Consider the following 25,412-nt stretch of genomic DNA (forward strand, 5'->3'; position numbering starts at 1 on the left):
GGCCCCTCACCCATGACCGCAGCCGAGCACCCCGTCCTGCCGCGCCAGTCCCCGCCGCCGGACGAGGGCGACGGGCCGGCCCCCGAGACCCGCCGCCATCTGATCCGCCGGCGCCTGATCACGGCGACGATCATCGTGCTGCTCATCGGCATCCCCGCCGGATATCTGCTGATCTCGGCGGGCCAGAGCCGCCGGTCCGGCCAGGACAAGGCCGCCGAGGCCGCCGCGCAGGGCCTGCGCCCCGGCTGGCCGTCGAAGATGCTGCGCCGCATCTTCGAGGTCCCGATCCCGGGTTACGCGACCGGCGTGCAGTACTACGAGACGAACAACTGGAAGGCCAGCCGGATGTACGTGCAGTTCCGCACGACGTCCAACGGCCTGGACGCCTTCCTGACCAACCTCGGCACCGGCCGCGCCGCCCTGGAACCCGGCAAGGTCACCATCGGCAAGCGCGATACGAAAATCGCCGGCTGGTACTTCGGCGACGGTGTCTCCTGGGCGGGCACCACCCACACCAACGAGGACCCGCGCCCCACCCAGGACATCACCGTCGACATGACGGACCCGATGTCACCCGTCGTGTACGTCGTCTCCGCCGCGAGCCCCTGACCCGTCGCCGGGCGCCAGCGCCTGCACCTCGGCGTACGGGAGCGCCCCGCCCCGCACCGGCCCGCCGTCCCGGATCGCGGCAGCCGTGGACACGGCCCCGGTCAGCGCCTCCCGGTACAGCAGCGAACCGAGGCTGACCCGGCGCACCCCCAGGGCGCTCAGCTCGGCGATGCCCGGCCCGGCCGGGCTGTACAGCACGTTCAGCGGGGTCACCAGGGCGGCGGTCAGGGCGGCGATCCCCGCCCGGTCCGAAAGACCCGGCACGAACACCCCGTCCGCCCCGGCCCGCTCGTAGACCGCGAGCCGCCCGGCGGTCCGCTCCCGGTCGAGCCCCAGCCAGTACGTGTCCGTGCGGGCGTTCACGAACAGCCCGGGCACGGCCTCCTTCACGGCGGCGATCTTCGCGGCGTGCAGCTCCACCGGCGCCAGGGTGCCGTCGGCCCGCCCGTCCTCCAGATTGATCCCGGCCGCCCCCGCCTCGTACAGCCGGCGCGCGAAGACGGCGACCTCCGCCGGGTCGTCGCTGAACCCTCCCTCGGCGTCCACGCTGAACAGGAACGGCCCCCGGCCCAGCCGCCGGGCCAGGTCCACGGTCGCCTCCTTCGTCGCCGCGGCCCCGTCCGGCAGCCCCAGCCCCGCCGCGACGCCCAGGCTGGTGGTCCCCACCGCCCCGAATCCCCCGGCGGCCAGCGCGGCGGCCGACGCGTAGTCCCAGGCGTTGGGCAGCAGGAAGGCTTCGCCCCGGTGGTGGAGCCGGGCGAACGGGGTCATCGGCCGCCCGAGCAGCCCGTCCGTGAGCGCGAGGGCGTGGGCCCGGCCCGGGCAGACCCGGGGCGGCGCGCCGAAGGCGAGCGGCACGGAGTTGCCCTGCTGGGCGGCCGCCAGATCGAGGACCACCGCGTCGCCCTCGGTGATCTCCCGTCCGGCGATCCGGGTGGCCCGCGCGGCGACCCGGCGCATGGCCCGCACCGGCGGATCGTCCCGCAGCACCCGGGCCGTCGGCGCCCCGGGCCCGGCCGCCGCGACGGACCCGGCCAGCGCGGCGGTCGCGGCGCACGCCTGGGCCAGGAGCCCGATGCGGTTGGCGACGGCCTCCAGCCCGGCCTCGTCCGCCGGGCCCGGCGCGAGCAGGTCCACCAGCCGGGCGACGGCCCGGTCGGCCTCGGCCCCGCAGTCCGCGCCGAAGTACGCGTCCGCCACCACCGCCACCTCCCGGGCGACCCGCTCCGGCTCCGGCATGTCCAGGGCGGCGGCCAGGCAGCTCACCACCCGCGTCCGCGGACCGCCCTCCCCGGAAGCCGGTGCCGAGGCCGCCCGGTGCACATCGGCCGGGGCGAGCCGGGCGAGCTCGGCCTCCACGAGGGCCCGGCGCCGCCGGTGCGGCTCACCGGAGGCGAACCTCGCCACCGTGGCCCGCAACCAGGCGACACTCGCGCCGGGCGGTCCTTCGCAGGGGCCGGGCGCCGGCGGGACGAGCGCGGGGTCGGCGAGGGCCGCCAGGACCTCCGCGTACTGACTGAACTCATGGGTCGTCGGGTGGCTCATGGCTCCGACCGTAGGCCCGGAACACTTCGGCGCCCGCCGAACCGTCCCTGCGCCACCATGGAGGCATGTCCTCTCTCGCCGGCACCGCCGCCCTCTTCGCCGACCGCACCCGCGCCGCCTTCTGTGAGGCGCTGCTCGACGGGCGGGCCTGGACGTCCGGCGAGCTGGCCCGGCACGCGGGCGTCACCGCGTCCACCGCCAGCGAGCAGATCTCCCGCCTCGTGGCGGGCGGCCTGCTGGCCGAGGAGCGCCAGGGCCGGCACCGCTATGTCCGGCTCGCGGGCCCGGAGGCGGCCGCACTGACCGAGGCGCTGGCCGCGTACGCCCCCGGCACGCCCCGCCCGCGCACCCTGCGCGCCTCGGTCCGCCAGGACGCCGAGGCCCGGGCACGCACCTGCTACGACCATCTGGCGGGCCGGCTCGGCGTGGCCCTGGCGGACGCGATGACCGCGCGCGGCCTGGTCGACACCGGCTCCGGGATCGCCGTCACCCCGGCCGGCCGCGCCTGGCTGGCCGGCACCCTGGACTACCGGCCGCCCGCCGGGGCCCGCCGTCCCCTCGTCCGCACCTGCCTGGACTGGACCGAGCGCCGCTCCCACCTGGCCGGCGCCCTGGGCGCGGCGCTGTGCACGGCGGCCCTGGACCGCGGCTGGGTCCGGCGCGTCGGCTCGGGGCGCGCGGTGAAGGTGACCCCGGAGGGCGGCACGGCGTTCGCGGAACTGCTCGGGGTGGAGGCGTGAGGGGCAGCCCTCAGCGCCAGTCCACCTCCGTGGAGGCGAAGTAGGGCAGGCCCCGGGCGGCCCAGACGCGGCCGTGGTGGGCCAGCCGCTCGCGGTATTCGGCCCACTCCGGTGCGCGCCCGCACCAGGCCGCCTCCGCGACCGAGGCCAGCCGGGGCAGCAGGAGCAGGGAGACGTCCTCGAAGCCCTTGAACCGCTCGGCGAAGACCGTGGCCTCCACGCCCGCCACGTTCGCGTCCGGAATCGGATAGGCGCCCGGGTCCCAGGCCGCCGTGTGCCGGACCCCCAGCGGCCGGTAGCCGTCGAAGCCGAGCCGGGCGGCCTCGGCGGCCTGCCCGGGCGGGGCGAACTCGGCCGCGTACGGGCGGTCCAGGTAGAGGTGGGACTGCGGGGAGAGCAGCACGCGTCCGCCGCCCTCGACGGTGCGGCGCAGGTCGTCGTCGGTGGGGGCGAAGAACTTCTTCAGCGCCGCGATGATTTCCACGGTCCGCCCGGCGGCCACGAGTTCGGGCCGGGCGGCCAGCTCCTCCGCCGTGTCCGGGAGGTCCATCATCGCCACGTCCACCCAGTACTGCGCGATGTCCCCGGGCTCGGTCCCGGCCCGCGAGGACTCCTGCCAGGCCACCGGGCGCTTGCCCAGTTCGCGGACGAGCGCGCGCAGTTCGCGTACGGAGGCGTCGAAGCTCTCCGGGGTCGCGCCGAACGCCTCGTCGGCGCCGATGTGCACATACGGGCCGGCCGTCAGGGCGCAGACCTCGGTGAGGACGCGGGCGACGGCGGTGCGGGTCGCCGGGTCGGTCAGGTCGAGCGGGGGCACGAACGGGAAGCGGTCCGTGAGCCCGGCCGGGGCGGGGGCCGGGGGCAGTCCGGGGACGGCGGCCCGGAGCGTCGCGCAGTGCCCCGGCAGGTCGATCTCGGGGACGACGGTGACGAACCGCCGGGCCGCGTACGTCTGGAGCTCCCGGTACTCGGCCGCCGTGTAGAACTCCGCGCCCGGGGCCGTCAGCGCCGGGGTGCCGGGCAGTTCGATGCGCCAGCCCTCGTTGTCGGTGAGGTGGAGGTGCAGGACGTTGAGCTTGTAGAGCGCGGCCAGGTCGATGATCCGGCGCACCTCGTCCGGGGTGAGGAAGCTGCGGGCCGGGTCGACCATGAGCCCCCGCCAGGCGTAGCGCGGGGCGTCCGCCAGCTCCTGGTACGCGAGTTGGCCGGTGGCGATGAGCTGGAGGGCCGTGGCCGCGCCCCGGAACACCCCGGCCGGGGTGAGGCCGTGGCAGGTGATGCCGTCGGCGGCCACGCGGAGCCGGTAGCCCTCGTCCACCGGGTCCGTGCCGCCGCCGGGGGAGACCCCGAGGGGCGGCGCGGACGCCAACTCGTCCAGCCCGAGGACCAGTTCGCAGGGTTCTCCGCCCGGCGCGTCCGGCAGGTGCGGGGCGAGCAGCGCCCGTACGGTCTCCGCCACCTCCGCCAGCGCCGGGTCGGCCGCCCGTACGTGCCAGGGGCCGGCGGCGGGCAGGGCGCCGGCGGGGGATGACGGTCGGGCGTCGGCGTGCGGAATGACGGCGTTCACGGGCTTCTCCCTGGGGCGCGGGTGGACCAGGGGGCCGGAGCGGCGGCGTCAGGTTCCGGCGGGTCCGGCCCCCTGGGCGTTCGGCGCGGGTGCCGGGGCGAGACCGGACCGGCCGCCTCTTCTCCCGTACCGCTGCCACCTGTACGCTAACACGAAAACCGATCAATGAACGCTTTTTGCGGAGGGGGCGAACGGCCCGCCTCCGGGCGAAAGGAGAACCCGATGGTGCACGAGGCCGGACCCGGTTTCGCCCTGCCGGAAGGCTTCCTCATGGGGGCGTCGACCTCGGCCCACCAGGTCGAGGGCAACAACGTCTCCAGCGACTGGTGGACCCTGGAGAACCACCCCGGGAGCTTCGTCCAGGAGCCCAGCGGGGACGCCGCCGACAGCTTCCACCGATGGCCCGAGGACATGGACCTGCTGCGCGGACTCGGCTTCGACGCCTACCGGTTCAGCATCGAGTGGGCCCGCGTCGAGCCGGAGCGCGGCCGGATCTCGCGTGCTGCCCTCGCGCACTACCGGGCCATGGTGCGCGGCGCGCTGGACCGCGGGCTGACCCCGGTCGTCACCCTCCACCACTTCACCTCGCCCCAGTGGTTCAGCGACCTCGGCGGCTGGACGGCCCCCGGCGCGGACGAACTGTTCGCCGGCTACGCGCGCACCTGCGCCGGCATCCTGCGCGAGGGCGTCCGCCATGTCGCCACCATCAACGAGCCCAACATCATGGCCCTGATGTACGCCCTCAAGCGGCATGCGGCCGAGCACGGCTGGGAGAGCGTCGCGCACGGGGCGAACGCCGCCCGCGAGGCCGGGGCCGCCGCCGTCGACCCGGCCTCCTTCGCCCCGGACCCCGAGGTGATCCGGGCCCTGATCCGCGCCCACCGGGCCGCCACCGCCGCGCTGAAGGAGACCGTGCCCGGCGTCCAGGTCGGCTGGACCGTGGCCAACCAGGTCTACGAGCCCGAGCCGGGCTGCGAGTCCGCCGCGACCGCCTACGCATGGCCCCGCGAGGACGTCTTCCTGGAGGCCGCCCGCGAGGACGACTGGATCGGCGTCCAGGCGTACACCCGGCACCGCATCGGCCCGGACGGCACCCTGCCCCCGCCCCCGGGCGCCGAACTGACGCTCACCGGCTGGGAGTTCTACCCCGAAGCGCTCGGCGAAGCGGTGCGGCACACGGCGGAGGTGGTCGGCCCGCAGGTGCCCGTCCTGGTCACCGAGAACGGCATCGCCACGGACGACGACGAGCGCCGCGTCGCCTACACCGCCCGTGCCCTGGCGAGCCTCGCCGAGGTGATGGCCGAGGGCGTCGACGTACGCGGGTATCTGCACTGGAGCGCCCTCGACAACTACGAGTGGGGGAGCTACCGGCCGACGTTCGGGCTGATCGCGGTCGACCGCGACACCTTCGCCCGGACGCCCAAGGAGTCGGCGCGCTGGCTGGGCGGCCTGTCCCGGGACCGGCGGCTGCCCGCCGGAGCCCCGCTCGGGTCGGTGGCCGCGCCCTCCGCGCGTTAGGGTGACCGGCATGGCGAAACGGGGCCCGTACGAGAAGGGCGAGGCCAAGCGCAGCGAGATCCTGCACGCGGCCCTGGAGATCTTTGCCGCCGAGGGGTACCGGGGTACCTCTCTGCGGAAGGTGGCGGCGAAGTGCAGCCTCAGCCTGCCCGGTCTGATGCACTACTTCGACTCCAAGGAGGACCTGCTCACCCAGGTTCTGCGGATGCGTGACGAGACCGCGCGGGTGCGGCAGGCGGAGCGCGCCGATCCGCACGGCTACCGCGAGATCATCCGGGAGGGCGCGAAGACCCCCGGCCTGGTCGAGCTGTTCGTCTCGATGGCCGCCGCCGCCAGCGACCCGGCCCACCCCGCCCACGCCCACTTCGCCGAGCGCTACCCGGTGGTGCGCGAACGCGTCGCGGACTTCGTCCGGGAGAGGGTCGCGGAGGGGCGGATCAGCTCCGCGATCCCGCCGGAGCGGCTGGCCGTGCTCCTGGTCGCTGTCGCGGACGGCATCCAGCTGCAATGGCTGATCGACCGCTCCACGGACATGGAGCAGCCCATCGAGGACCTGCTCGCCGTGCTCGACCCGCGCCCGGCACCCGAAGGGGCCTGACCAGCAGTGGAGGGGCGGCGCGCATGCGCCGCCCCTCCACTTTTCTCTACGGGTCAGAGCGCCGCCGCCGTCGCGGTCACCGCCTCCGTCCAGTCCGTCCAGCGCGGATCGGGTCCGGCCGCAGGCTCCCAGGCCATCGCCGTACACACGTATCCCACCGCGAGACCGCTGCCGGGGTCGGCCATGCCCAGCCGGCCGCCCGCCCCCGCGTGCCCGAAGGAGCCCTCGCCCAGCATCGGCAGCCCCTTCCGGGGCAGCTCGAAGCCGAGCCCGAAGCGGGACCGGCCGGCCGGGTCCCCGCCGTCGAGCGGTGGCGGGGGCGGCACGTCGTCGCGCGGGGCGACCGCCCGTGCGAGCGCCGCCGGGGACAGCAGCCGCACTCCGTCCACCGGGCCGATCAGCGCGGCGTACATCCGGGACAGCGACCGGGCGTTGCCGATCCCACCGGCGCCGGGCAGCTCGGCCGCCCGGCCCTCGCGGGTCGCCAGACCCCGGACCGCCGCCGCCAGCTCCGCCTGCGAGGCCCGCAGCGCCGTCGCGAGCGGCGCGTCCGGGGCGAGCCCCAGCCCGGCGAGGAAGCCGGCGACCCGCTCCGGAGACGGATCGGGGCGTACGGAGAACTGCGGGGCGAACCGGTGCTCCTCCTCGGCCGGCAGCCCGATCCACAGGTCGAGCCCCAGCGGCGCCGCCACCTCGGAGGCGAAGAACGCCCCGATGCTCCGCCCGCTCACCCGGCGCACCACCTCGCCGACCAGATGGCCGTACGTCAGCGCGTGGTACAGGCACGCCGTGCCCGGCTCCCACACCGGCCGCATCGCCGCCAGGCCGGCCACCCGGGCGTCCCGGTCGAACAGCCCGGGCAGCCCGCACCCCGCCGGACCGGCCGAGAACGCGGGCAGCCCGGCCCGGTGCGTGAGGAGGCCGGCCACCGTCGTCCCGGCCTTCCCGGCGGCGGCGAACTCCGGCCAGTAGCGGGCCACGGGCGCGTCGAGGTCCAGGGCGCCCCGTTCGCTCAGCAGGTGGGCGCAGACCGCGACGAGCCCCTTGGTCACGGACATCAGCGCGCCGACCGAGTCCGTCCCGAAGTCCGGCGGACCGGTGGCCAGGTCGACCACCGGGCGGCCGTGGTGGTGGACGGCCAGCTGCGCGGCGCCCGGGTCGTCGGCGCAGCCGCGTACGAAGGCGTCGCGGACGGGCTCCCAGCCGGGCGCCACCCGGCCGGTGACCATCTCAGCCCTCCCGCTGTTCCGCGCGCGCCGCCACCTCGTCCGCCAGGGCGGGCAGGCTGTCGGGGGACAGCGGGCTCTGCGGGAACTCGCAGATCACGTCGAGCGGCACCCCGGCGAGGAACCGCAGCATCACGGGATCGGCGAGCGCGCCCGCGGACTCGTCCGTACGGGCCTTCGCGAACGCCTCCATCAGCAGCGGGCCGCCCACCGGGTGCTCGAACCACTCGGCGAGGGTGTTCCGGCCGGTCAGCCGCAGCCCCGAGGGGTCGCCCGCCACGTCGGTCTCCACCTGGGCGCGGATGTCGCGCGAGGAGGCGCCGGCCTCGAAGCGGTAGCGGCCGTCCTCGACCTTCCAGCCGCCCTCCCGCTCGCTGTAGTACGCCAGATCGTGCCGCGCCACCCGCACCGCCACCCCGGCACTCGCGCCCGGCTCCAGGAACACCGAGGCGAAGCCCCGCAGTTCGCGCACCGGCCGCAGGACGCGTGAACCGTCCGGCCCGGCCACGTACAGCTGCACGATCTCGCGCCCGGCCACCGGGCCGGTGTTGGTGACGGTCAGCGTGGCGAGGAAGCCGTCCCCGTCCTCCCGTACGGTCAGGTCCTCGTAGCCGAACGTCGTGTACGAAAGGCCGTGGCCGAACGGGAACGCGACCTCGCGGCGCTGCGCGTCGTACCCCCGGTACCCGACGAAGATCCCCTCGCCGTAGCGGGCCCTGCCCTCCTCGCCGGGGAACGTGAGGTGGCTCGGGGAGTCCTCCAGGCGCAGCGGGACGGTCTCCGTCAGCTTTCCGGACGGGTTGACCGCGCCGAACAGGACGCGGGCGAGCGCGCCGCCGCCCGCCTGGCCGAGCAGCCAGCCCTCCACGAGCGCCGGCACCCGGTCCTGCCAGGGCGCGGTGCGGACGACACCGCCGTTGGACAGCACCACGACCGTGCGCGGGTTGACGTCCACGACCCGCCGCAGCAGCTCGGTCTGGGCGGCGGGCAGGTCCAAGTGGTCGCGGTCGAAGCCCTCGGACTCGTCCTGCGCGGGCAGCCCGAGGAACAGCACCGCCGTGTCCGACGCCTCCGCCAGCCGCACCGCTTCGTCGGCCAGTTCGGCGTCCGGCGGCCCGTCCTCCGCGCCCGGCAGCGCGTACCCGGCGGCGAACCGCACCTCCGCGCCCGTCGCCAGCTCGCGCAGGCCGTCCAGCGGGACGTCGAGCCGGGTCGGGGTGACCTGCGAGCTGCCGGCGCCCTGGAAGCGGGGCGTACGGGCGAACTCCCCGATGACCGCCAGGCTGCCGCGCGCCGGGTCCAGCGGCAGCAGTGCGTCGTCGTTCCTCAGGAGCACCACGCACTGGTCGGCGGCCCGCCCGGCGATGCGGTGCGAGACGTCCGCGTCGAAGGTGCCGGGCGCCCCGGTTCCGCCGGTCGCGCGGTCGGCGAAGAGTGCGAGCCGTTCGACGGTCCGGTCGAGCACCGCCTCGTCCAGCGCGCCGGACTCCACGGCGGCGGCCACCTCGCGGTCCGTGTGCCCGCCCGGGCCCGGCATCTGGAGGTCGAGGCCGGCGCGGAGGGCGGCGACCCGGTCGCGTACCGCGCCCCAGTCGGAGACGACGATCCCGTCGAAGTCCCACTCGTCGCGCAGGATCTCGGTCAGCAGGCGGGTGTGCTGGGCCACCGGCACACCGTTGACGCCGTTGTAGGAGGCCATGACGGACCAGGGGTTGTCGCGGCGGACGACGCGTTCGAAGGCGCGCAGATAGATCTCGCGCAGCGGACGCTCGTCGATGTCGGCGCTCACCCGCATCCGGTCGGTCTCCTGGTTGTTGGCCGCGTAGTGCTTGAGCGACGCCCCGACCCCGGCGTTCTGGAGCCCGCGCACCATGGCGCCGCCCAGCTCCGAGGAGACCAGCGGGTCCTCGGAGAAGTATTCGAAGTTCCGGCCGCACAGCGGTGACCGCTTGATGTTGATGCCGGGACCGAGCACCACATGGACGCCGTGCGCCACCGCCTCGGCCGCGATGGCGGCGGCGACCTCCTCGGCCAGCTCCGGATTCCAGCTGGAGCCGAGCGCGACGGCGGGCGGGAAGCAGGTGGCGGGCGCCGCGCTGTGCAGGTCGAGCTGGCCGCCGTCGCCGGTCTCCCGGGGCAGCCGCAGCCCGTGCGGGCCGTCGGACATCCGGACGGCGGGCAGCCCCGCCGCCTCGGACCCCTCGCTGACGAAGTCCCCGGAACCGCTGGTCAGGGCGGCCTTCTCGGCGAGCGGGAGGGCGGTCGCGGGGGAGGGGCGGGGAGTGGATCGCTGAGTCATACGAATACCTGTCGGGCTTCCGTGAAGGGGGCGAGTGCCGGGCGCGAGGGGCGGGCCGTGGCCGTCCGGCGGAGCGAATCGGGGCAAGACGGCATGCGACCCAAAAACGTATGGTGATCGGTTTTCGCTGTCAAGGGTCCCCGCGCGCGGCGTGCGGGACCCCCTCGACCGGCCGGATTTCATTTCGGACGCGGCCCTTGACGGCTAGAAACCGATCACCGTACGGTTTTCGAGCTCGGGCGGTCCGCTCCGATGAGCTCCCTGCTGCCGACCGCCTCATCGGCCCCGCACTCCCATGAATCGCCCCGCACTCCCACGAATCGAGGAACGGTCATGTCGGTATCCGGTCGGTCGACCACCCCCGCGCTCCGAGTGACGGGCCACCCGGCCCGCGCCCCGCGCCTGGCCCTCGCGGCGGCGGCCGCCGCCGCACTGCTGGCGGCCGCCGCGACCCCCGGCGTCGCCGCCCCGGCGTCCGGCGAGCCCGTCCGGTACGTGGCGCTCGGCGACTCGTACAGCTCCGGGCTCGGCATCCCGCAGCAGACCGACACCGGCTGCGGCCGCTCCGACCGCAACTACCCGTCGCTGGTTGCGGCCGCGGTGGGCGCCGCGTCGTTCACCGACGTCACCTGCGCCGGGGCCGACACCACACACATGGCGGGGCCGCAGGACGCCGTGGCGCCCCAGCTCGACGCGCTGCGCCCCGACACCACCCTGGTCACCCTCGGTATCGGCGGCAACGACCTGGACCTGGCCGGGGTCATCACCCGGTGCGTCCTGGTCGGCTACCTCGCCCCGCACGGCTCGCCCTGCAAGACCAGCTTCACCCTGTTCGGCACGGACGAGATCGGCTCCCGGATCAACGCCACCGCGCCGAAGCTCGACGCGGTGCTCGACGCGATCCACGCCCGCTCGCCGCAGGCCCGGGTCCTCGTCGTCGGCTACCCGTCGCTGATGCCCGACGACGGCAGCGCCTGCCGTGCCACGGTCCCGCTCGCCGAAGGCGACTTCGGCTGGGTCCGGGACAAGGAGAAGCAGCTCGACGCGATGCTGGCGCAGCGGGCCGGGACGCGCGGTGCGGATTACGTCGACACCTACGGCCCGTCCGTCGGGCACGACGCCTGCCAGGCCGCGGGGGTGCGCTGGATCGAACCGGCCGACTCGGCCGAGGGCGCCGGCTTCCACCCGAACGCCTCCGGACACAGGAGCACGGCCGATGCCGTCCTCGCCGCCCTCGGTCACTGACGCCTCAGCCCCGTCCCTCCGCCGCCAGGCCGCAGCGGCGGAGGAAGGCGCGGACCTGCTCCGCCATGTCGACCGCGTCCGGGTCGAGGAGCCACTGCGTCTGGAGCCCGTCCATCAGGGCCAGCAGCTGCTGTGCCACGGCGGCCGGGTCCTCCCGGACATCCGCCGCCGCGAACAGCTCCGCGAGGAGGCCGGTCAGCTCGCGGCGCAGGACCTGGTAGCGCCGTACGAAGTAGGTGTGAGCGGGGTGGTCCGGATCGGACGCCTCCGCCGACAGCTTCGCGTACAGCGCGACCAGGCCCGGCGTCCGGGCATTGCGGTCGACCACGTCGAGCAGCAGGCGCAGCCGCTCGGCGGGCTCCGGCTCCGGTTCGCCCGGGGTGAGCACGCCGGGGAAGAGGCGGCGCGCGTCCAGCTCGTCGCGGCGGCTCAGCACGTCCAGGAGCAGGGCCTCCTTGCCGGGGAAGTGGTGCAGCACCCCGGCGTGGGTGAGCCCGGCGTGGGCGGCGATGTCGCGCAGCGAGACCGCGAGGAAGCCGGAGTGGGCGAACAGCTCGGCCGCGGAGTCCAGGACGCGGGCGCGGGTGCGCTCGCCCTTCGACAGCCGCCGGGGCGCCTCGGGCGCGGTCTCGGTCACTTCGGTCTCCTGCCGCGATCGGGTCTCGTCCAGCAGAACTTACCGGCTGGTTAATTCCACCGAGCAAAAACCTACCAAGTGGTTAATTCCGTGAGTAGGCTCACCGGCAATCTTCGCCGGGGCGGTGCCCCCGGCTCTCCAGACGGAGCGAAAGACATGAGCAGAACTGCCCGAACCGCGACGGTCGCCGCCTGCGTCGCGGCCTCGCTCGCCCTCGCCGGATGCGCCGGCGACAACGGCGGCACCGCGGGCGCCGGAGCGTCCACGCTGAACATCGCGACGATGACCCTCCCGCAGAGCCTGGACCCCGCTGTCGCCACCGGCAGCGCCCTGCCGTACTTCCAGGCGGTGTACGACACCCTCATCAAGCGCGAGCCCGACGGCACCTTCAGCCCGATGCTCGCCACGGAGTGGACGTACGACAAGAGCCGCACCGCGCTCGCGCTGACCCTGCGCGAGGATGTGAAGTTCGCCGACGGCACCGCCTTCGACGGCGCGGCGGTCAAGGCGAACCTGGAGCGCTTCCAGAAGGGCGGCGGCGCCTCCGCGAAGTGGCTGAACGACCTGGCGGCCGTCGACGTCACCGACGCGACCCACGTCACGCTGAAGCTCAAGCAGCCCAACCCGGCGATGGAGTTCTACCTCAGCGACGCGCCCGGCCTGATGGCGAACCCCGAGCAGTTCGCGAAGGGCGACAGCCTCAAGACCACCCCGGACGGCACCGGCCCCTACCGCCTCGACAAGACACGGACCACCGTCGGCACCAAGTGGTCCTACAGCCGCAACGCCGACTACTGGGGCGAGGAACTCCCGTACCAGAAAATCGACATCAGCTTCTTCGACAACGAGACCGCCATCACCAACGGCCTCAAGACCGGGCAGATCAACGCGGCGCTCCTCCAGACCGCCGACCAGCAGATCGCCATCGAGACCGACCCCGAGGTCAAGACGGAGAAGCAGGAGTTCGACTTCCAGGGGCTGCTGCTCTTCGACCGCGACGGCAAGATCACCCCCGCCCTGCGCGACCCGCGCGTGCGGCAGGCGCTCAACTACGCCGTCGACCGCGACACCATGCTCGACCGCATCCGCCAGAACCGCGGCCGTACCACCTCGCAGGTCTTCGGCCCCGAGACCCAGGCGTACGACAAGAAGCTGGACGGCTACTACGCGCACGACCCCGCCAAGGCCAAGTCCCTGCTCAGGCAGGCCGATTACGGAGACGGCTTCACACTGAAGCTGCCGCGCATCACGGCGATCGTCAACGACGCGCTCGCCGCCTCGCTCCAGTCCGACTTCAAGGCCATCGGCGTGAAGCTGGTCTGGGACACGCTCGACGGCGCCTCGGCCGTCCAGAAGGTGTTCAAGGACCGCCAGTACTCCGGCATGGTCATGAACATGGGCCAGTCCACCTCGGACTGGGCGGCGGCCGACGAGCTGGTCACCCCGGGCGCGTTCAACATGTTCGGCACCACGGACGAGGTGACGCGGAAGCTGCTGCCCGCGCTCAAGGCCGGCAGCGAGGCCGAGGCGAAGTCGGCCGCCCGCGAACTCAACCAACACCTGGTCGAGGAAGCCTGGTTCGTCCCCTTCTACCGGATGAGCTATCTGCACGTCTCGGACGGCACCGTGAAGATCGCGCCGCAGTCCGGCATGGCCGTCCCCTCGATCTACAACTACGCGCCCGCCAAGTAGCGCCCCGCGCCGACGGATACCGAGTGTCATGCTGAACTTCATCGCCCGCAGGATCGCCTCCGGAGCCCTGCTCCTGGTCGTGATCTCCTTCCTCACCTATCTGCTGCTGTCCGTCCCGCACATCGACGTGGGCCGGCAACTGCTCGGCGAGAGCGCGTCCCAGAGCGCCATCGACGCCAAGAACGCGTCGCTGGGCCTGGACGACCCGGTGCTCCAGCAGTACGGGAGCTGGCTCGCCCACGCCGTCCGGGGCGACCTCGGCACCTCCTGGTTCACGAGTGAGGACGTGGGCCGGGCCGTCGGCAACCGCCTCCCCGTCACGGCCAGCCTGATGCTCGGCGTCACCGCCGTCACCACGGTCCTCGCCTTCCTGCTCGGCGTGTGGGCCGGGGTGCGGCGCGGCGCCGCCGACCGCTTCGTGCAGGTGCTGGGCGTGGTGGGGTACGCCCTGCCGGGATTCCTGCTCACCCTCGTCCTGGTACTGGTCTTCGCGGTACGGCTCCGCTGGTTCCCGGCCATCGGCTACACCGGGTTCACCGACTCGCCCAGCGGCTGGCTCTCCACCATCACCCTGCCGGTGCTCTCCCTGTCGGTGGCCTCCGTCGCGGGGGTCTCGCAGCAGGTGCGGGGCGCCGTCATCGACGTCCTGCGGCAGGATTACGTACGCACCCTGCGCGCCCGCGGACTGCCCGCGTCCCGCATCGTGTTCAAGCACGTCCTGCGCAACGCCTCGGCGCCCGCGCTCTCCGTGCTCGGCATGCAGTTCGTCGGCCTGCTCGGCGGCGCCGTCCTCGTGGAGCAGATCTTCGGGCTCCCCGGCATCGGCTCCATGACCGTCACCTACACCACCCGCGGCGACATCCCCGTGATCATGGCGCTCGTCATGCTCACCGTCGTCGGCGTCGTCCTGATCAACCTCCTGGTCGACATCCTGATCGGCTGGCTCAACCCCAAGGCGAGGGTCGCATGAGTACCGGCCGCACCCTGCGCAGGGTCCTGCGCAACCCCCTCGGCGGGCTCTCCGCCGCCCTGCTCCTGATCGTCGTCGCGGCCGTGCTCCTCGCACCCGTGCTCGCCTCGCAGGACCCGGGCGCCTCGTCGCTGAGCGAGGCGTTCGCCGGGCCGAGCGGCGGGCACCCTCTCGGCATGGACTCGGCGGGGCGCGACATCCTCGCCCGGGTCCTTTACGGCGGCCGCAACACGCTGGGCGGCGCGCTGCTCGCCCTCGCCATCGCGCTGGTGCTCGGTGTGCCGGCGGGGCTCTACGCCGGATACCGGGGCGGCTGGTTCGACTCGGCCGCCAACTGGACGGTCAACCTCGTCATGGCCCTGCCCGCCATGGTCGTGCTGCTCGCCTCCCGCGCCATCCTCGGCCCGGACGTCCACGTGCTGATGATCGTGCTCGGCGTCCTGGTGGCGCCCAGCTTCTTCCGCCTGGTGCGCGGCATCGTCGCCAACGTCCGGGGCGAGTTGTACGTGGACGCCGCGAAGGTCTCCGGACTCTCCGACCCGCGCATCGTCGCCCGGCACGTCCTGACCGTCGTACGCGGCCCCATCATCATCCAGACCGCGCTGGTCGCCGGCATCGCGATCGCCCTCCAGGCCGGCCTGGAATTCCTCGGCGTCGGCAGCGGATCGTCGGCGACCTGGGGCGCCATGCTCAACGAGGCGTTCCAGAACATCCAGCGCGCGCCCCGGCTCATCCTCTGGCCCGGACTCGCCCTCGGCCTCACCAACTGCGCGCTCGTCCTGCTCGCCGGAGCCGTGCGCGACGCCCTGGAGGACCAGGCGCCCCGGCCCGCCCGCCGCCGGCGCACCGGGCCCGCCGCCGCCCCCGCCGAAGGGGCATCCACCGCCCCGCGCGCCGAACTGCTCTCCGTGCGCGGCCTCACCGTCGCCTACGCCCGGCCCGACGGCACCGACAAGGAGGTCGTGCACGGCGTCGACCTCGATGTGCGCCCCGGCGAAATCGTGGGCCTGGTCGGGGAGTCCGGCTCCGGGAAGACCCAGACCGCGTTTTCCGTGCTCGGCCTGCTGCCCGAGGGCGGCCGCGTCACGTGCGGCAGCATCACGGTCAACGGCCGCGAGACGGCGGGCCTGCGGGAACGCGACCACCGCGCGCTGCGCGGCCGCACCCTCGCGTACGTACCGCAGGAACCCATGAGCAATCTCGACCCCGCCTTCACCATCGGCAGCCAGCTCATCGAGCCCGTACGCCACCACCTCGGCCTCGGCCGCAAGGAAGCCGCCGACAAGGCACGCGAGTTGCTGCGGCTGGTCGAGATCCCCGACCCGGACCGCACCCTGCGCCTCTACCCGCACGAGATCTCCGGCGGCATGGCCCAGCGCGTCCTGATCGCCGGAGCCATGTCCTGCGACCCGGACCTCCTCATCGCCGACGAGCCCACCACCGCGCTCGACGTGCGCGTACAGGCCGAAGTGCTCGCCCTGCTGCGCCGGCTGCGGGACGAACGCGGCCTCGGCGTCCTCCTGGTCACCCACAACCTCGGGGTCGTCGCCGACCTCTGCGACCGGGTGGCCGTGATGAACGCCGGCCGCATCGTGGAGACCGGCACCACCGGACAGATCCTCGGCGCACCCCGCGACCCGTACACCCGCACCCTGCTCGCGGCCGTCCTGGACGACGCCCCGGCCCGCGCCCCCTGGCAGCCCCGAGAAGCAAGGACCGTCACCGCATGAAGACCCCCGACGCCGCGTCCGAAGCCGCCAGGCCCGAAGCCGCCGCGCCCGCCGACGCGGACGCCCTGCTCTCCGTGCGGGACCTGCGGGTCTCCTTCCCCGGCAAGGGGCGCCGCGCCCCGGAGACCGAGGTCCTCAAGGGCGTCGGCCTCTCCGTGCGGCCCGGGGAGACCCTGGGGCTGGTCGGCGAGTCCGGCTCCGGCAAGTCCACCATCGGGCGCGCGGTCCTCGGGCTCGTCCCGGTGCGCTCCGGCACGGTCACCTTCGACGGCGAGCGCGTCGAGCACGCCACCGCCCGTCGCCGCAGGGCCCTCAGCCGCGACCTCCAGGTCATCTTCCAGGACCCGTACACCTCCCTGAACCCGTCGCGCACCATCGGGGACACCCTCGCCGAACCGCTGATCGGGCAGGGCGCGGCGGCGCGGGAGGCCCGGGGGAGGGTCGCCGGGCTGCTGGACCGCGTCCAGCTGCCGTCCGACGCGGCGGACCGGCTGCCCCGGGAGTTCTCCGGGGGCCAGCGGCAGCGGGTCGCGATCGCCCGGGCGCTGGCGCTGCGGCCCCGGCTGGTCATCTGCGACGAGCCGGTGTCCGCGCTGGACCTGACGACCCAGCGCACGGTGCTCGACCTGCTCCTGGAGATCCAGGAGGAGACGGGGGTCGCGTACCTCTTCGTCTCCCACGACCTGGCCGTCGTCCGCTTCATGAGCCACCGTGTATCGGTCATCCACCGGGGCGAGATCGTGGAGACGGGCGACGCCGCGACGGTCACCTCCGCGCCGCGCCACGCCTACACACGCACCCTGCTGCTCGCCTCGCCGGTGGCGGACGTCGCCGGGCAGCGCAGCCGGCGCGCGGCGGCCGAGGCCGCGGCCCGAACGGGCTGACCTGCGGGGATACGGACGTGAACGGGGCGCTCACCGGGCGCCCCGTTGGCGTGTCCGAGGGCTCTTCGGGGCGGACCGCTATCGGCTACTCAGGGCACTTATCGCACTTTTCAGAGTGTTACGCGGCATTTATCCCATGCGTCATGGCATCTCTTAGGTCGATCGATTGATCAGTACGACAATCATCCCGGCTCGAAGGAGTTCAGCATGCGTATTTCCGCTTCCGTCCGTGCCCGCAGCGTCCGCGCGGGCACCGTCGCGGCCGCCGTGGCCGCGGCCGCCGCCGCCACGCTGGGCGGGGCGTCGGCCGCCTTCGCCGCCCCCGGCGACAGCGGTGACATCGACGTCCGCGCCGGCGGCTGGGCGGCGCGCGGCGGCGACGGCAACGAGGTCTGCAAGTTCGTTCTTCAGGCCGACAACTTCGGCGACATGCCGGCCGTGCCGTGGACCATCACCGCGCAGCCCCCGACCATCCCCCCGGGGGACACCCTCGCCAGCACCCTGCCCCTGGTGAACGGCTCGGCGCGCAGCCAGGAGTACCTGCTCCCCGAGGGCACGTACCAGCTGGTGTGGATCGTGCCGTCCGGCCCGAAGAACAAGGCGTTCAAGGTCAACTGCACCAAGCCCGCCGGTAACAACGGGTCCGCCAACAACGCCCAGCGCGGTTCCGCCGCTTCGGGCTCCGAGGCGGGCTACGAGCAGCCGTCCGGCGGCGTCCCCGCCGGTGGCGGCGGCGTCCCGGACATGGAGGGCGTCAGCTCCGAGAGCGACTCGAACGTCGGGACCACCGCCGCGCTGGCGGCCGGCGCCGTCGGAGCCGCCGGGCTGATCATGGTCCGCCGAGCCGCACGCCGCCGTGCCCGCAACGAGGCATAACCCGCGCAGAAGACGCCGACGGGGCCCGAGCCGGGCGTGTCGTCTCACGATGACCTTGTGCGTGACCTCCTCGCTGGTGACCGGCATCGTCTGGGCGAGTTCCGACTCGTCCGACGATGCGGTCGCCGCCGCCCACGGCAACGACGCCGCGGGCGGCGGCGACCGGCCGGTCCCGCACGCACCCCTGTCCCCGTCGCGGCCGGTGAAGGTCGCGGTGCCCGCGATCTTCATCGAGGCGCCGGTCACCGGCCTCGGACTCGACAAGAAGGGGCACCTCGGGGCCCCGCCCATGAGCAGGCCGAGGGAGGTGGGCTGGTACCGGGACGGGCCCTCGCCCGGCGAGCAGGGCACCTCGCTGATCGTCGGCCACCGCGACACGGAGACCGGACCGGCGATCTTCCTCAACCTCAACGCCCTGCACAAGGGCGACAAGGTCACCGTCACCCGGGCCGACAAGCGGAAAGCGGTCTTCACGGTCGACGCGGTCGAGACGTACACCAAGGACAAGTTCCCCGACGACAAGGTGTACGGCGGCACCGGCCGTCCGGAACTCCGCCTGATGACCTGCGGCGGGCGCTTCAACAAGAAGGACGGCTACGCGGCCAACGTCGTCGTCTTCGCCCACCTCACGTCGATGAAGAAGCTGTGACACCCCCGCACGTCCGGCACCCGCTCCTGCTACCCGGCGCCCCGACCGGCCCCGTCCGCCGGGCGCAGGGCCGCCGCACGGTAGTCGCGCGGAGCCATCCCGTACGCCGTCCGGAACGCCCGGCTGAACACGGTGGCGTCGGTGAAGCCCCATCGGGCGGCGACGGCCTGGATGGGCTGCCGGCGCAGCTCGGGGCGGGCCAGGTCCGTGCGGCAGCCGTCGAGCCGGCGGCGGCGGATCATCGCGGCGACGCTCTCGGGCTGGTCCCGGAAGAGCGCGTGCAGGCTCCGCAGCGACAGATGGTGGCGGGCGGCGATCAGGCTCGGGGACAGCCCGGGGTCACCGATGTGGTGGTCGATGAAGGCGCTGATCCGCCGCAGCAGCACATGCGTCCGCAGCTCGGCGGGGGCCCGCAGCGGGGACGAACCGATCCGGTCGGCCAGGCAGGACGCGGCCATGTCCACGGCCATCTCGCCCAGCACGCCGAGCTGTTGGGGCGAACAGCCGGCCCCCGTGGCGGCGAGGTTCGTCAGGAAACCGGCCAGGATCGCACCCATCCCCGTATCGCCCGGGACGCTCCGCGCGAGAATCCGGTCCACCCGCTGCGAGGGCAGCGGCATCCGGGCCTTCGGTATCTGGAGGACGATCACCTCGACGTCCCGCCCGTCCGTCCCCGAGCCGGACTCGTACGGGCGCGAGGTGTCCCACAACGCCATGCCGCCGGCGCCCAGTTCGGCCTCGCCGCCCTGCTGCGCGAACCACGCCGAGCCACGGGTCACCAGCGCCAGCTGGTACTGCTCCGGATCGCCCCGCCGGATCAGCGCCGGGGTCCTGCGCGACCGCAGCGGCCCATAGCTGAACCGTGCCAGCTGTACGGTCCCGAGCCCGAGCATCCCGCCCCGCGCGTCGAAGCCGCCTGGGTCCGCGGCGCGGAACTCCGTGGGAAGCAGGACGTCGGACACCACCTGCTGGAACCATTCGAACCGGTTGTCCGGCGCCATCTCGGCCGCCGCCATCTCCTGCCACACCGTCGGGCCCCCGTCAGATCGCGGCGGACCCCGCCGCTCCCGCCGGTGAACGCAGCACCAGCAACGTGATCTCGCTGGGCGCGAACACCCGGAACGGCGGGCCCCAGAAGCCGGTGCCCCGGCTGGTGTACAGCTGCGTGCGGTCACCGTGGCGGCTCAGCCCGGCGACGGCCGGCTGGTCGAGGCGGACCAGGTAGTGGAACGGCCAGATCTGACCGCCGTGGGTGTGGCCGGACAGCTGGAGGTCGACACCGCCCTCGGCGGCCCGGTCGATGAACTTCGGCTGGTGCGCCAGGAGCAGCACCGGCAGCTCCGGATCGGCGCCGTCCAGCGCCCCCGCGAGGTGCGCCCGGTGACCGGCCAGACCGGAGGACTCGGCGGTGACGTCGTCCACCCCGGCCACCACGAGGGTGTCGCCGCCGCGTTCGAGCAGCACATGGCGGTTGCGCAGCGGCTGCCAGCCCAGCTCGTCCATCAGGTCCACCCAGCCCTGCGCCTCGCTGTAGTACTCGTGGTTCCCGGTGACGTAGACGCGGGCGTGGGCGGCGCGCACCGTGCCGAGCGGGGCGGCCTGGGCGCGGCGGCGGTCGGCGGTGCCGTCGGCGATGTCACCGGTGTGGCAGACCAGGTCCGCCTCCAGCGCGTTGACCTCCGCGCAGACCCGCTCCGACCAGCGGGCCCGGTCCAGCGGCCCGTAGTGCGTGTCGGTGATGAGGGCGACCCGCGTCCCGTCCAGCCCCGGCCCCAGGCGCGGCAGTTGTACGTCGACCCGGCGCACCCTCGGCACCCGGCGCGCCTCGGCGTAACCCCAGCCGAGCAGGGCGGCGGCGGCCCCGAGCACCGACCAGGTGACGATCCTGGCCCGGTCCTGCCCGTCGCCGGTCCCGGCCAGGGTCAGGGCGAGCCGCAGCAGGACCCCGAGCAGCACGGACCAGGTGAACAGCACCCAGATGGAGCCGAGCATGCTGTCCCCGAGGATCGCCGCCCGGTCCTGCTGCCGCTTGCCGTGCCCCCGCACCATCGCCACCGGCATGGTGACGAGGCCGAGCGCGAAGAGACAGGTGGCGCCCGCTGTGACGGGGAGCGGCCAGTGCTGCCCGGTGTACAGCAGCACCCAGCACGGCACGGCCCAGAGCAGGACCGGGGCGACCAGGGGGACGTAACGCATCAGGCGCCGCACCCGGCCGGGCGGGGCCGCCGCCCCGCCGTCCGCGGACCGGGCCTCGCTGGTGTCGGTCACGTTTCCTCCTCGGACGGCCGGAATGCCGCCGGGCACTGTACCCGGTCGCCCCCGAAGCCCCGGAGACGGCCACCGCCCTCGGGAAGCCCCTAGCCCCGGGAGAGCGCGACGGCCGGCCGGGAGGGTGCGGCGGTCAGGCGGAGGCCGACCTCGATCAGGGTCCAGCCGAGCACGGTGCGCAGGGGGCGGGGGACCCGGGCGGACCGGGCGAGGCGGAATTCGTCGGCCTCGGCGTGGAGCTCGGCGGCGCGGACGTGGTGCAGGGCGAGGTGGGTCTGGGCATGCATGGGCGGTTCTCCTTTACTCGGTGGTGAGGGGGAACGCATGGGTGTGGACGCGTACGCGGGCGCTGTCGCTCTGGTCCTCGTCGGTGATCCGGTCGCGGTACTCGTCGATGAGCGCGTGCATCTTCTCGACGAGCTCTCCGGCGAGCCCGGGCGTCAGCCGCAGGGTCGCGCTGCTCATGTCCCAGCTGCGGTTCCACTCCTCGGGCCAGCCGCTGCGTTCACCGAGCCAGGCCGACAGCTCCCGGGCCTGGGTGAGCGCGACCTCGTGCAGATACATCTCGGCGGCGCCGCGCACCTCCGGGCTGGAGTGGTCGAGCAGGGAGTCGTCGAAGCTCAGCCCCTGGGTCGCCGCCTGCCACCAGCGCTCCCGCCCCTTGCCGTGCTCGGGGGCGTCCTTGATGAAGCCGTGCGCCGCGAGCTGCCGCAGGTGGTAGCTGGTGGCCCCGCTCGACTCACCCAGTTTCGCGGCGAGCTGGGAAGCGGTGGCCGGTCCGTCGAAGCGCAGTGCGTCGAGCAGCTGCATGCGCAGCGGATGGGCGAGCCCCCGCAAGGAGCGGGCGTCGAGATTGCGGATCGGTCCGTCCGGCTGTTCTTCCATGGCCTCAACGTTAGCCATGCAAAGACTCTGTTGCAAGGGTTTCTTTGCAACAGAGTCTTTGCATCGGTTCCTCCGGGCCGCGGCGAGAACCCGCCCATGGACGCTGTCCCGCTACGTGAGAGGGTCGAGGGCGTGAGTGAGACACCACCGAACACCCTGCAATACCGCTTCGACGGCCCCGAGGACGCGCCGGTCCTGGTCATCGGCCCCTCACTGGGTACCACATGGCACATGTGGGACCGCCAGATACCCGAGCTCGTCCGGCACTGGAGAGTCTTCCGGTACGACCTCCCCGGGCACGGCGGCGCCCCCGCCCGGCCCGCGACCACCGTGGCGGAGCTGGGGGACCGGCTCCTCGCGACGCTCGACGGGGTCGGGGTGCAGCGCTTCGGGTACGTGGGGTGCTCCATCGGCGGCGCGATCGGCGCGGACCTGGCGCTGCGGCACCCGCACCGGGTGGCCGCGCTCGCCCTGGTGGCGTCCTCCGCCCGCTTCGGCAGCGCCGACGAGTTCCGGCAGCGCGGCGTCATCGTCCGTACGAACGGCCTGGAGCCCATGGCGCGCACCGCGCCCGAGCGCTGGTTCACGCCCGCCTTCGCCGCCGCGCAGCCCGCCATCGTGGAGTGGGCCGTCCAGATGGTGCGCACCACCGACCCGGGGTGCTACATCGCCGCCTGCGAGGCCCTGGCCGCATTCGACGTCCGTACGGAACTGAGCCGCATCCCCGTCCCCACCCTCGTCGTGGTCGGGGCGGAGGACCGGGTGACCGGGCCCGGTGACGCGCGCACCCTGGTCGCCGGAATCCCGGACGCCCGGCTCGCGCTGGTGCCCGGCGCCTCGCACCTCGCGCCCGTCGAGCAGCCCGGGGCGGTCACCGATCTCCTGCTCACCCACTTCTCGACCGCCTGGCAGGACACCCAGGCGGCCATCCCGATGCCCGAATCCGTGCCCCGGCTCTCCGCCCCCGTCCAGCCCGTCGCGGAGATCGCCCCCGCCGGACCGGCCCCCGAGGCCGCGGCCGGCGGGCGTCCCGACCCGTACGCGCCGGGCATGCGGCTGCGGCGCGAGGTGCTGGGCGACGCACAGGTGGACGGAGCCCTGGCGGCCGCCGACGCCTTCACCGAGGACTTCCAGGAGCTGGTCACCCGGTACGCCTGGGGCGAGGTGTGGAGCAGGGAGGGGCTTGACCGGCGCACCCGCTCCACCGTCACGCTCACCGCGCTCGTCGCCTCCGGGCGGATGGAGAGCCTGGCCGCGCACACCAGGGCCGCCCTGCGCAACGGCCTCACGCCCACCGAGATCCGGGAGGTGCTGATGCAGACCGCCGTGTACTGCGGGGTCCCGGCCGCGAGCGCCGCCTTCACGATCGCGCAGTCGGTGATTCGGGCGGAAACGACACCGCCCGCGTAGCAGGATGGGCATATGAGCAGCCACGCCGGGAACGCCGCGCCGACCCTGACCAAGCAGTCGCACTCCTGCATCCGCCTGGAGAAGGACGGGCGCACGCTCGTCATCGACCCGGGCGGCTTCTCGGAGGGTGACGCGGCGATCGGCGCCGAGGCGATCCTCGTGACGCACGAGCACCCCGACCACTTCGACGAGGGGCGCATCCGGGCCGGTCTCGAAGCCGACCCGGCCGCCCGGGTCTGGACCCTGCGCAGTGTCGCGGAGCGGCTGAGCCCGGCCTTCCCGGGCCGCGTCCACACGGTCGGCCACGGCGACACCTTCTCGGCCGCCGGATTCGACATCGAGGTGCACGGCGAACTGCACGCGGTGATCCACCCGGACATCCCGCGCATCACCAACATCGGCTTCCTGGCCGACGGACAGGTCTTCCACCCCGGCGACGCCCTGACCGTCCCCGGCCGGGCCGTCGACACGCTCCTGCTCCCGGTGATGGCCCCCTGGAACAAGATCTCCGAAGTGATCGACTACGTGCGCGAGGTGAAGCCGCGCCGCGCGATCGACATCCACGACGCGCTCCTCACCGACCTGGCCCGCCCGATCTACGACCGCCAGATCGGCGAGCTGGGCGGCTCCGACCACGGCCGGATGGCACCGGGCGACTCGACGGGCCTGTGACGGCCACCGCTCCGGCTGCTGTCAGTGGCAGGCGTTAGGTTTACGTACATGCGCATCGCCACCTGGAACGTCAACTCGATCACCGCCCGCCTGCCGAGGCTGCTGGCCTGGCTGGAGAGCAGCGGCACCGACGTGCTGTGCCTCCAGGAGACCAAGTGCACCGCCGAGCAGTTCCCCGCCGAAGCGCTCCGCGAGGCCGGCTACGACTCCGCGGTCAACGCCAACGGGCGGTGGAACGGAGTCGCGCTGATCTCCCGCGCCGGCCTCTCCGACATCGTCCTCGGCCTTCCCGAGGGACCGGCCTACGAGGACGCGCAGGAGCCCCGCGCGATCAGCGCCACCTGCGGCCCGGTGCGCCTCTGGTCGGTGTACGTGCCCAACGGCCGCGAGGTCGCCCACGAGCACTACGCGTACAAGCTGCGCTGGCTGGAGGCGCTGCGCAAGGCGGTGGCCGCCGACGCCGCGGGGGCGGCCCCCTTCGCCGTGCTCGGCGACTTCAACGTGGCCCCGACCGATGAGGACGTCTGGGACCCGGCCCTCTTCGAGGGCGCCACGCATGTCACACCCGCCGAGCGCGAAGCCCTGGCCGCCCTGCGCGCCGAGGGCCTGTCCGACGTCATGCCCCGCCCCCTGAAGTACGACCGCCCGTACACCTTCTGGGACTACCGCGAGCTGCGCTTCCCGAAGAACAGGGGCATGCGCATCGACCTCGTCTACGGCAACGACCCCTTCACCACCGCGGTGAAGGACAGCTACGTGGACCGCGAGGAGCGCAAGGGCAAGGGCGCATCCGACCACGCCCCCGTGGTGGTCGACCTCGATCTCTGAGCGGGCCCGGCGCCGCGCGCCCTGTGGTGCGCGGGCGCGCGGGGGTGCGATGGTGAGTGGTATGAACATCCCTTTCTTGGACAACTGGCGTAAGCGTCACGACGGGACGCGGAGGACGGGCCTCGCGGGCGCCGTCGACGCCGATCCGGAGGGCGTGGCAGAGCTGCTCGCCGAATGCGAGCTGCTCCGGGTCCGGGTGGGGGAGCGCGGTATCGAACTGGACGACAGCCCCGCCTCGTTGACGGCTCTCGACCAGCTGGTGCCGCGCTGGCGCGACGACCCGGAGGAGCTGCCCTGGCTGGGCAACGACGCCGGGCTCTACCTCGGCACGGTCCTGGTGCGCAATGTCGCCGGGGCGCACTGGCACATCTGGCCGAGCGGCCAGCCCGTCGTGCGGCTCGCCTCCGGCCGCGAGATCGATGTGGTGGAGGCGGGTCTCGACTGGGCGATGTCCGGCAGCCCCGAACTGTCCCAGGTGTACGCGGAGTCCGCCGAGGGCTGACCGCCGCGCGACGGACCGTGCGAAGCGATAAGAATCCTTTTGCCCCATTGGTGCGTGTCGGT

General features: G+C 73.8%; 24 protein-coding genes. 15 read left to right on the forward strand and 9 right to left on the reverse strand.

Annotation, left to right across the window (positions count from 1 at the left end; genetic code table 11):
• The first annotated feature begins 12 nt into the window (after nucleotides 1-12).
• Nucleotides 13-609 carry a hypothetical protein gene (locus OG338_RS25865; protein WP_405939615.1) on the forward strand — a complete coding sequence of 199 codons (597 nt, stop codon included), beginning with the start codon at nucleotides 13-15 and terminating at the stop codon, nucleotides 607-609.
• Here the strand turns inward: OG338_RS25865 and OG338_RS25870 are convergent.
• Nucleotides 571-2,154, reverse strand: a complete 1,584-nt coding sequence (locus tag OG338_RS25870; RefSeq protein ID WP_405939616.1) for an isocitrate lyase/phosphoenolpyruvate mutase family protein — start codon at nucleotides 2,152-2,154, stop codon at nucleotides 571-573. The two genes, OG338_RS25865 and OG338_RS25870, sit on opposite strands and share 39 nt — an antisense overlap.
• A gap of 65 nt (nucleotides 2,155-2,219) precedes the next feature.
• Here OG338_RS25870 and OG338_RS25875 point away from each other — a divergent pair, with 65 nt between their 5' ends.
• Nucleotides 2,220-2,894, forward strand: coding sequence for a winged helix-turn-helix domain-containing protein (locus tag OG338_RS25875; RefSeq protein WP_405939617.1), 675 nt, complete (start codon nucleotides 2,220-2,222; stop codon nucleotides 2,892-2,894).
• A gap of 10 nt (nucleotides 2,895-2,904) precedes the next feature.
• Here OG338_RS25875 and OG338_RS25880 read toward each other — a convergent pair whose 3' ends face one another.
• Nucleotides 2,905-4,461 carry a family 20 glycosylhydrolase gene (locus OG338_RS25880; protein ID WP_405939618.1) on the reverse strand — a complete coding sequence of 519 codons (1,557 nt, stop codon included), beginning with the start codon at nucleotides 4,459-4,461 and terminating at the stop codon, nucleotides 2,905-2,907.
• 222 nt (nucleotides 4,462-4,683) lie between these two features.
• Between OG338_RS25880 and OG338_RS25885 the strand changes: the two genes are divergently transcribed.
• A complete protein-coding gene (locus OG338_RS25885; RefSeq protein ID WP_405939619.1) occupies nucleotides 4,684-5,979 on the forward strand; it encodes a glycoside hydrolase family 1 protein in 1,296 nt (431 codons plus the stop codon).
• Nucleotides 5,980-5,989: 10 nt separating this feature from the next.
• The gene (locus OG338_RS25890; RefSeq protein ID WP_405939620.1) at nucleotides 5,990-6,577 is read left to right on the forward strand and encodes a TetR/AcrR family transcriptional regulator; all 588 of its coding nucleotides are present in this window, start codon (nucleotides 5,990-5,992) and stop codon (nucleotides 6,575-6,577) included.
• 53 nt (nucleotides 6,578-6,630) lie between these two features.
• Here the strand turns inward: OG338_RS25890 and OG338_RS25895 are convergent, their stop codons facing one another.
• Both OG338_RS25895 and OG338_RS25900 read right to left on the reverse strand, forming a co-directional pair.
• Nucleotides 6,631-7,806 (reverse strand): serine hydrolase domain-containing protein, encoded by a 1,176-nt coding sequence (locus OG338_RS25895; protein WP_405939621.1) that lies wholly within the window; start codon nucleotides 7,804-7,806, stop codon nucleotides 6,631-6,633.
• A gap of 1 nt (nucleotide 7,807) precedes the next feature.
• Nucleotides 7,808-10,102, reverse strand: a complete 2,295-nt coding sequence (locus OG338_RS25900) for a glycoside hydrolase family 3 C-terminal domain-containing protein (protein WP_405939622.1) — start codon at nucleotides 10,100-10,102, stop codon at nucleotides 7,808-7,810.
• A 333-nt stretch (nucleotides 10,103-10,435) separates the two neighbouring features.
• On the opposite strand from OG338_RS25900, the gene OG338_RS25905 reads away from it, so the two are divergent.
• Nucleotides 10,436-11,347 carry an SGNH/GDSL hydrolase family protein gene (locus tag OG338_RS25905; RefSeq protein WP_405939623.1) on the forward strand — a complete coding sequence of 304 codons (912 nt, stop codon included), beginning with the start codon at nucleotides 10,436-10,438 and terminating at the stop codon, nucleotides 11,345-11,347.
• A gap of 4 nt (nucleotides 11,348-11,351) precedes the next feature.
• Here OG338_RS25905 and OG338_RS25910 read toward each other — a convergent pair whose 3' ends face one another.
• Nucleotides 11,352-11,984 carry a TetR/AcrR family transcriptional regulator gene (locus OG338_RS25910; RefSeq protein ID WP_405939624.1) on the reverse strand — a complete coding sequence of 211 codons (633 nt, stop codon included), beginning with the start codon at nucleotides 11,982-11,984 and terminating at the stop codon, nucleotides 11,352-11,354.
• Between the two features lie 156 nt (nucleotides 11,985-12,140).
• On the opposite strand from OG338_RS25910, the gene OG338_RS25915 reads away from it, so the two are divergent.
• The 6 genes from OG338_RS25915 (at nucleotide 12,141) to OG338_RS25940 (ending at nucleotide 18,785) form a co-directional block, all read left to right on the forward strand.
• Nucleotides 12,141-13,676 carry an ABC transporter substrate-binding protein gene (locus tag OG338_RS25915; RefSeq protein WP_405939625.1) on the forward strand — a complete coding sequence of 512 codons (1,536 nt, stop codon included), beginning with the start codon at nucleotides 12,141-12,143 and terminating at the stop codon, nucleotides 13,674-13,676.
• Nucleotides 13,677-13,704: 28 nt separating this feature from the next.
• Complete coding sequence (locus tag OG338_RS25920) at nucleotides 13,705-14,646, forward strand: ABC transporter permease (protein ID WP_405939626.1); 942 nt, start codon at nucleotides 13,705-13,707, stop codon at nucleotides 14,644-14,646.
• A complete protein-coding gene (locus OG338_RS25925) occupies nucleotides 14,643-16,376 on the forward strand; it encodes a dipeptide/oligopeptide/nickel ABC transporter permease/ATP-binding protein (RefSeq protein ID WP_405939627.1) in 1,734 nt (577 codons plus the stop codon). Before OG338_RS25920 ends, OG338_RS25925 begins: the two co-directional genes overlap by 4 nt.
• A complete protein-coding gene (locus OG338_RS25930; protein ID WP_405939628.1) occupies nucleotides 16,373-17,260 on the forward strand; it encodes an ABC transporter ATP-binding protein in 888 nt (295 codons plus the stop codon). Before OG338_RS25925 ends, OG338_RS25930 begins: the two co-directional genes overlap by 4 nt.
• A gap of 207 nt (nucleotides 17,261-17,467) precedes the next feature.
• On the forward strand, nucleotides 17,468-18,136 hold the full coding sequence (locus OG338_RS25935) for a hypothetical protein (RefSeq protein WP_405939629.1): 669 nt from the start codon (nucleotides 17,468-17,470) through the stop codon (nucleotides 18,134-18,136).
• A 49-nt stretch (nucleotides 18,137-18,185) separates the two neighbouring features.
• Nucleotides 18,186-18,785, forward strand: coding sequence for a class F sortase (locus tag OG338_RS25940; protein WP_405939630.1), 600 nt, complete (start codon nucleotides 18,186-18,188; stop codon nucleotides 18,783-18,785).
• Between the two features lie 29 nt (nucleotides 18,786-18,814).
• Here OG338_RS25940 and OG338_RS25945 read toward each other — a convergent pair whose 3' ends face one another.
• From OG338_RS25945 to OG338_RS25960, 4 genes are all read right to left on the reverse strand, one after another.
• On the reverse strand, nucleotides 18,815-19,813 hold the full coding sequence (locus tag OG338_RS25945) for a helix-turn-helix domain-containing protein (RefSeq protein ID WP_405939631.1): 999 nt from the start codon (nucleotides 19,811-19,813) through the stop codon (nucleotides 18,815-18,817).
• A gap of 13 nt (nucleotides 19,814-19,826) precedes the next feature.
• Complete coding sequence (locus tag OG338_RS25950; protein WP_405939632.1) at nucleotides 19,827-21,053, reverse strand: metallophosphoesterase; 1,227 nt, start codon at nucleotides 21,051-21,053, stop codon at nucleotides 19,827-19,829.
• Nucleotides 21,054-21,142: 89 nt separating this feature from the next.
• A complete protein-coding gene (locus OG338_RS25955; RefSeq protein ID WP_405939633.1) occupies nucleotides 21,143-21,340 on the reverse strand; it encodes a hypothetical protein in 198 nt (65 codons plus the stop codon).
• Nucleotides 21,341-21,353: 13 nt separating this feature from the next.
• Complete coding sequence (locus OG338_RS25960) at nucleotides 21,354-21,938, reverse strand: ArsR/SmtB family transcription factor (protein ID WP_405940532.1); 585 nt, start codon at nucleotides 21,936-21,938, stop codon at nucleotides 21,354-21,356.
• Nucleotides 21,939-22,034: 96 nt separating this feature from the next.
• On the opposite strand from OG338_RS25960, the gene OG338_RS25965 reads away from it, so the two are divergent.
• The 4 genes from OG338_RS25965 (at nucleotide 22,035) to OG338_RS25980 (ending at nucleotide 25,350) form a co-directional block, all read left to right on the forward strand.
• On the forward strand, nucleotides 22,035-23,348 hold the full coding sequence (locus OG338_RS25965; protein WP_405939634.1) for an alpha/beta fold hydrolase: 1,314 nt from the start codon (nucleotides 22,035-22,037) through the stop codon (nucleotides 23,346-23,348).
• A 12-nt stretch (nucleotides 23,349-23,360) separates the two neighbouring features.
• Nucleotides 23,361-24,020 carry an MBL fold metallo-hydrolase gene (locus OG338_RS25970; RefSeq protein ID WP_405939635.1) on the forward strand — a complete coding sequence of 220 codons (660 nt, stop codon included), beginning with the start codon at nucleotides 23,361-23,363 and terminating at the stop codon, nucleotides 24,018-24,020.
• 48 nt (nucleotides 24,021-24,068) lie between these two features.
• Nucleotides 24,069-24,848, forward strand: a complete 780-nt coding sequence (locus OG338_RS25975; RefSeq protein WP_405939636.1) for an exodeoxyribonuclease III — start codon at nucleotides 24,069-24,071, stop codon at nucleotides 24,846-24,848.
• A gap of 61 nt (nucleotides 24,849-24,909) precedes the next feature.
• On the forward strand, nucleotides 24,910-25,350 hold the full coding sequence (locus OG338_RS25980) for a DUF6278 family protein (protein WP_405939637.1): 441 nt from the start codon (nucleotides 24,910-24,912) through the stop codon (nucleotides 25,348-25,350).
• Nucleotides 25,351-25,412 lie beyond the last annotated feature (62 nt).

The sequence above is a fragment of the Streptomyces sp. NBC_00726 genome (genome assembly GCF_045161735.1).
Classification (GTDB): domain Bacteria; phylum Actinomycetota; class Actinomycetes; order Streptomycetales; family Streptomycetaceae; genus Streptomyces.

Bases quoted from the DNA above. Each gene is read 5' to 3' on its own strand.
- OG338_RS25865 (WP_405939615.1), top strand. From the start codon at position 13: ATGACCGCAGCCGAGCACCCCGTCCTGCCGCGCCAGTCCCCGCCGCCG.
- OG338_RS25870 (WP_405939616.1), bottom strand. From the start codon at position 2,154: ATGAGCCACCCGACGACCCATGAGTTCAGTCAGTACGCGGAGGTCCTG.
- OG338_RS25875 (WP_405939617.1), top strand. From the start codon at position 2,220: ATGTCCTCTCTCGCCGGCACCGCCGCCCTCTTCGCCGACCGCACCCGC.
- OG338_RS25885 (WP_405939619.1), top strand. From the start codon at position 4,684: ATGGTGCACGAGGCCGGACCCGGTTTCGCCCTGCCGGAAGGCTTCCTC.
- OG338_RS25890 (WP_405939620.1), top strand. From the start codon at position 5,990: ATGGCGAAACGGGGCCCGTACGAGAAGGGCGAGGCCAAGCGCAGCGAG.
- OG338_RS25895 (WP_405939621.1), bottom strand. From the start codon at position 7,806: ATGGTCACCGGCCGGGTGGCGCCCGGCTGGGAGCCCGTCCGCGACGCC.
- OG338_RS25900 (WP_405939622.1), bottom strand. From the start codon at position 10,102: ATGACTCAGCGATCCACTCCCCGCCCCTCCCCCGCGACCGCCCTCCCG.
- OG338_RS25905 (WP_405939623.1), top strand. From the start codon at position 10,436: ATGTCGGTATCCGGTCGGTCGACCACCCCCGCGCTCCGAGTGACGGGC.
- OG338_RS25915 (WP_405939625.1), top strand. From the start codon at position 12,141: ATGAGCAGAACTGCCCGAACCGCGACGGTCGCCGCCTGCGTCGCGGCC.
- OG338_RS25920 (WP_405939626.1), top strand. From the start codon at position 13,705: ATGCTGAACTTCATCGCCCGCAGGATCGCCTCCGGAGCCCTGCTCCTG.
- OG338_RS25925 (WP_405939627.1), top strand. From the start codon at position 14,643: ATGAGTACCGGCCGCACCCTGCGCAGGGTCCTGCGCAACCCCCTCGGC.
- OG338_RS25930 (WP_405939628.1), top strand. From the start codon at position 16,373: ATGAAGACCCCCGACGCCGCGTCCGAAGCCGCCAGGCCCGAAGCCGCC.
- OG338_RS25935 (WP_405939629.1), top strand. From the start codon at position 17,468: ATGCGTATTTCCGCTTCCGTCCGTGCCCGCAGCGTCCGCGCGGGCACC.
- OG338_RS25940 (WP_405939630.1), top strand. From the start codon at position 18,186: ATGACCTTGTGCGTGACCTCCTCGCTGGTGACCGGCATCGTCTGGGCG.
- OG338_RS25955 (WP_405939633.1), bottom strand. From the start codon at position 21,340: ATGCATGCCCAGACCCACCTCGCCCTGCACCACGTCCGCGCCGCCGAG.
- OG338_RS25960 (WP_405940532.1), bottom strand. From the start codon at position 21,938: ATGGAAGAACAGCCGGACGGACCGATCCGCAATCTCGACGCCCGCTCC.
- OG338_RS25965 (WP_405939634.1), top strand. From the start codon at position 22,035: ATGGACGCTGTCCCGCTACGTGAGAGGGTCGAGGGCGTGAGTGAGACA.
- OG338_RS25970 (WP_405939635.1), top strand. From the start codon at position 23,361: ATGAGCAGCCACGCCGGGAACGCCGCGCCGACCCTGACCAAGCAGTCG.
- OG338_RS25975 (WP_405939636.1), top strand. From the start codon at position 24,069: ATGCGCATCGCCACCTGGAACGTCAACTCGATCACCGCCCGCCTGCCG.
- OG338_RS25980 (WP_405939637.1), top strand. From the start codon at position 24,910: ATGAACATCCCTTTCTTGGACAACTGGCGTAAGCGTCACGACGGGACG.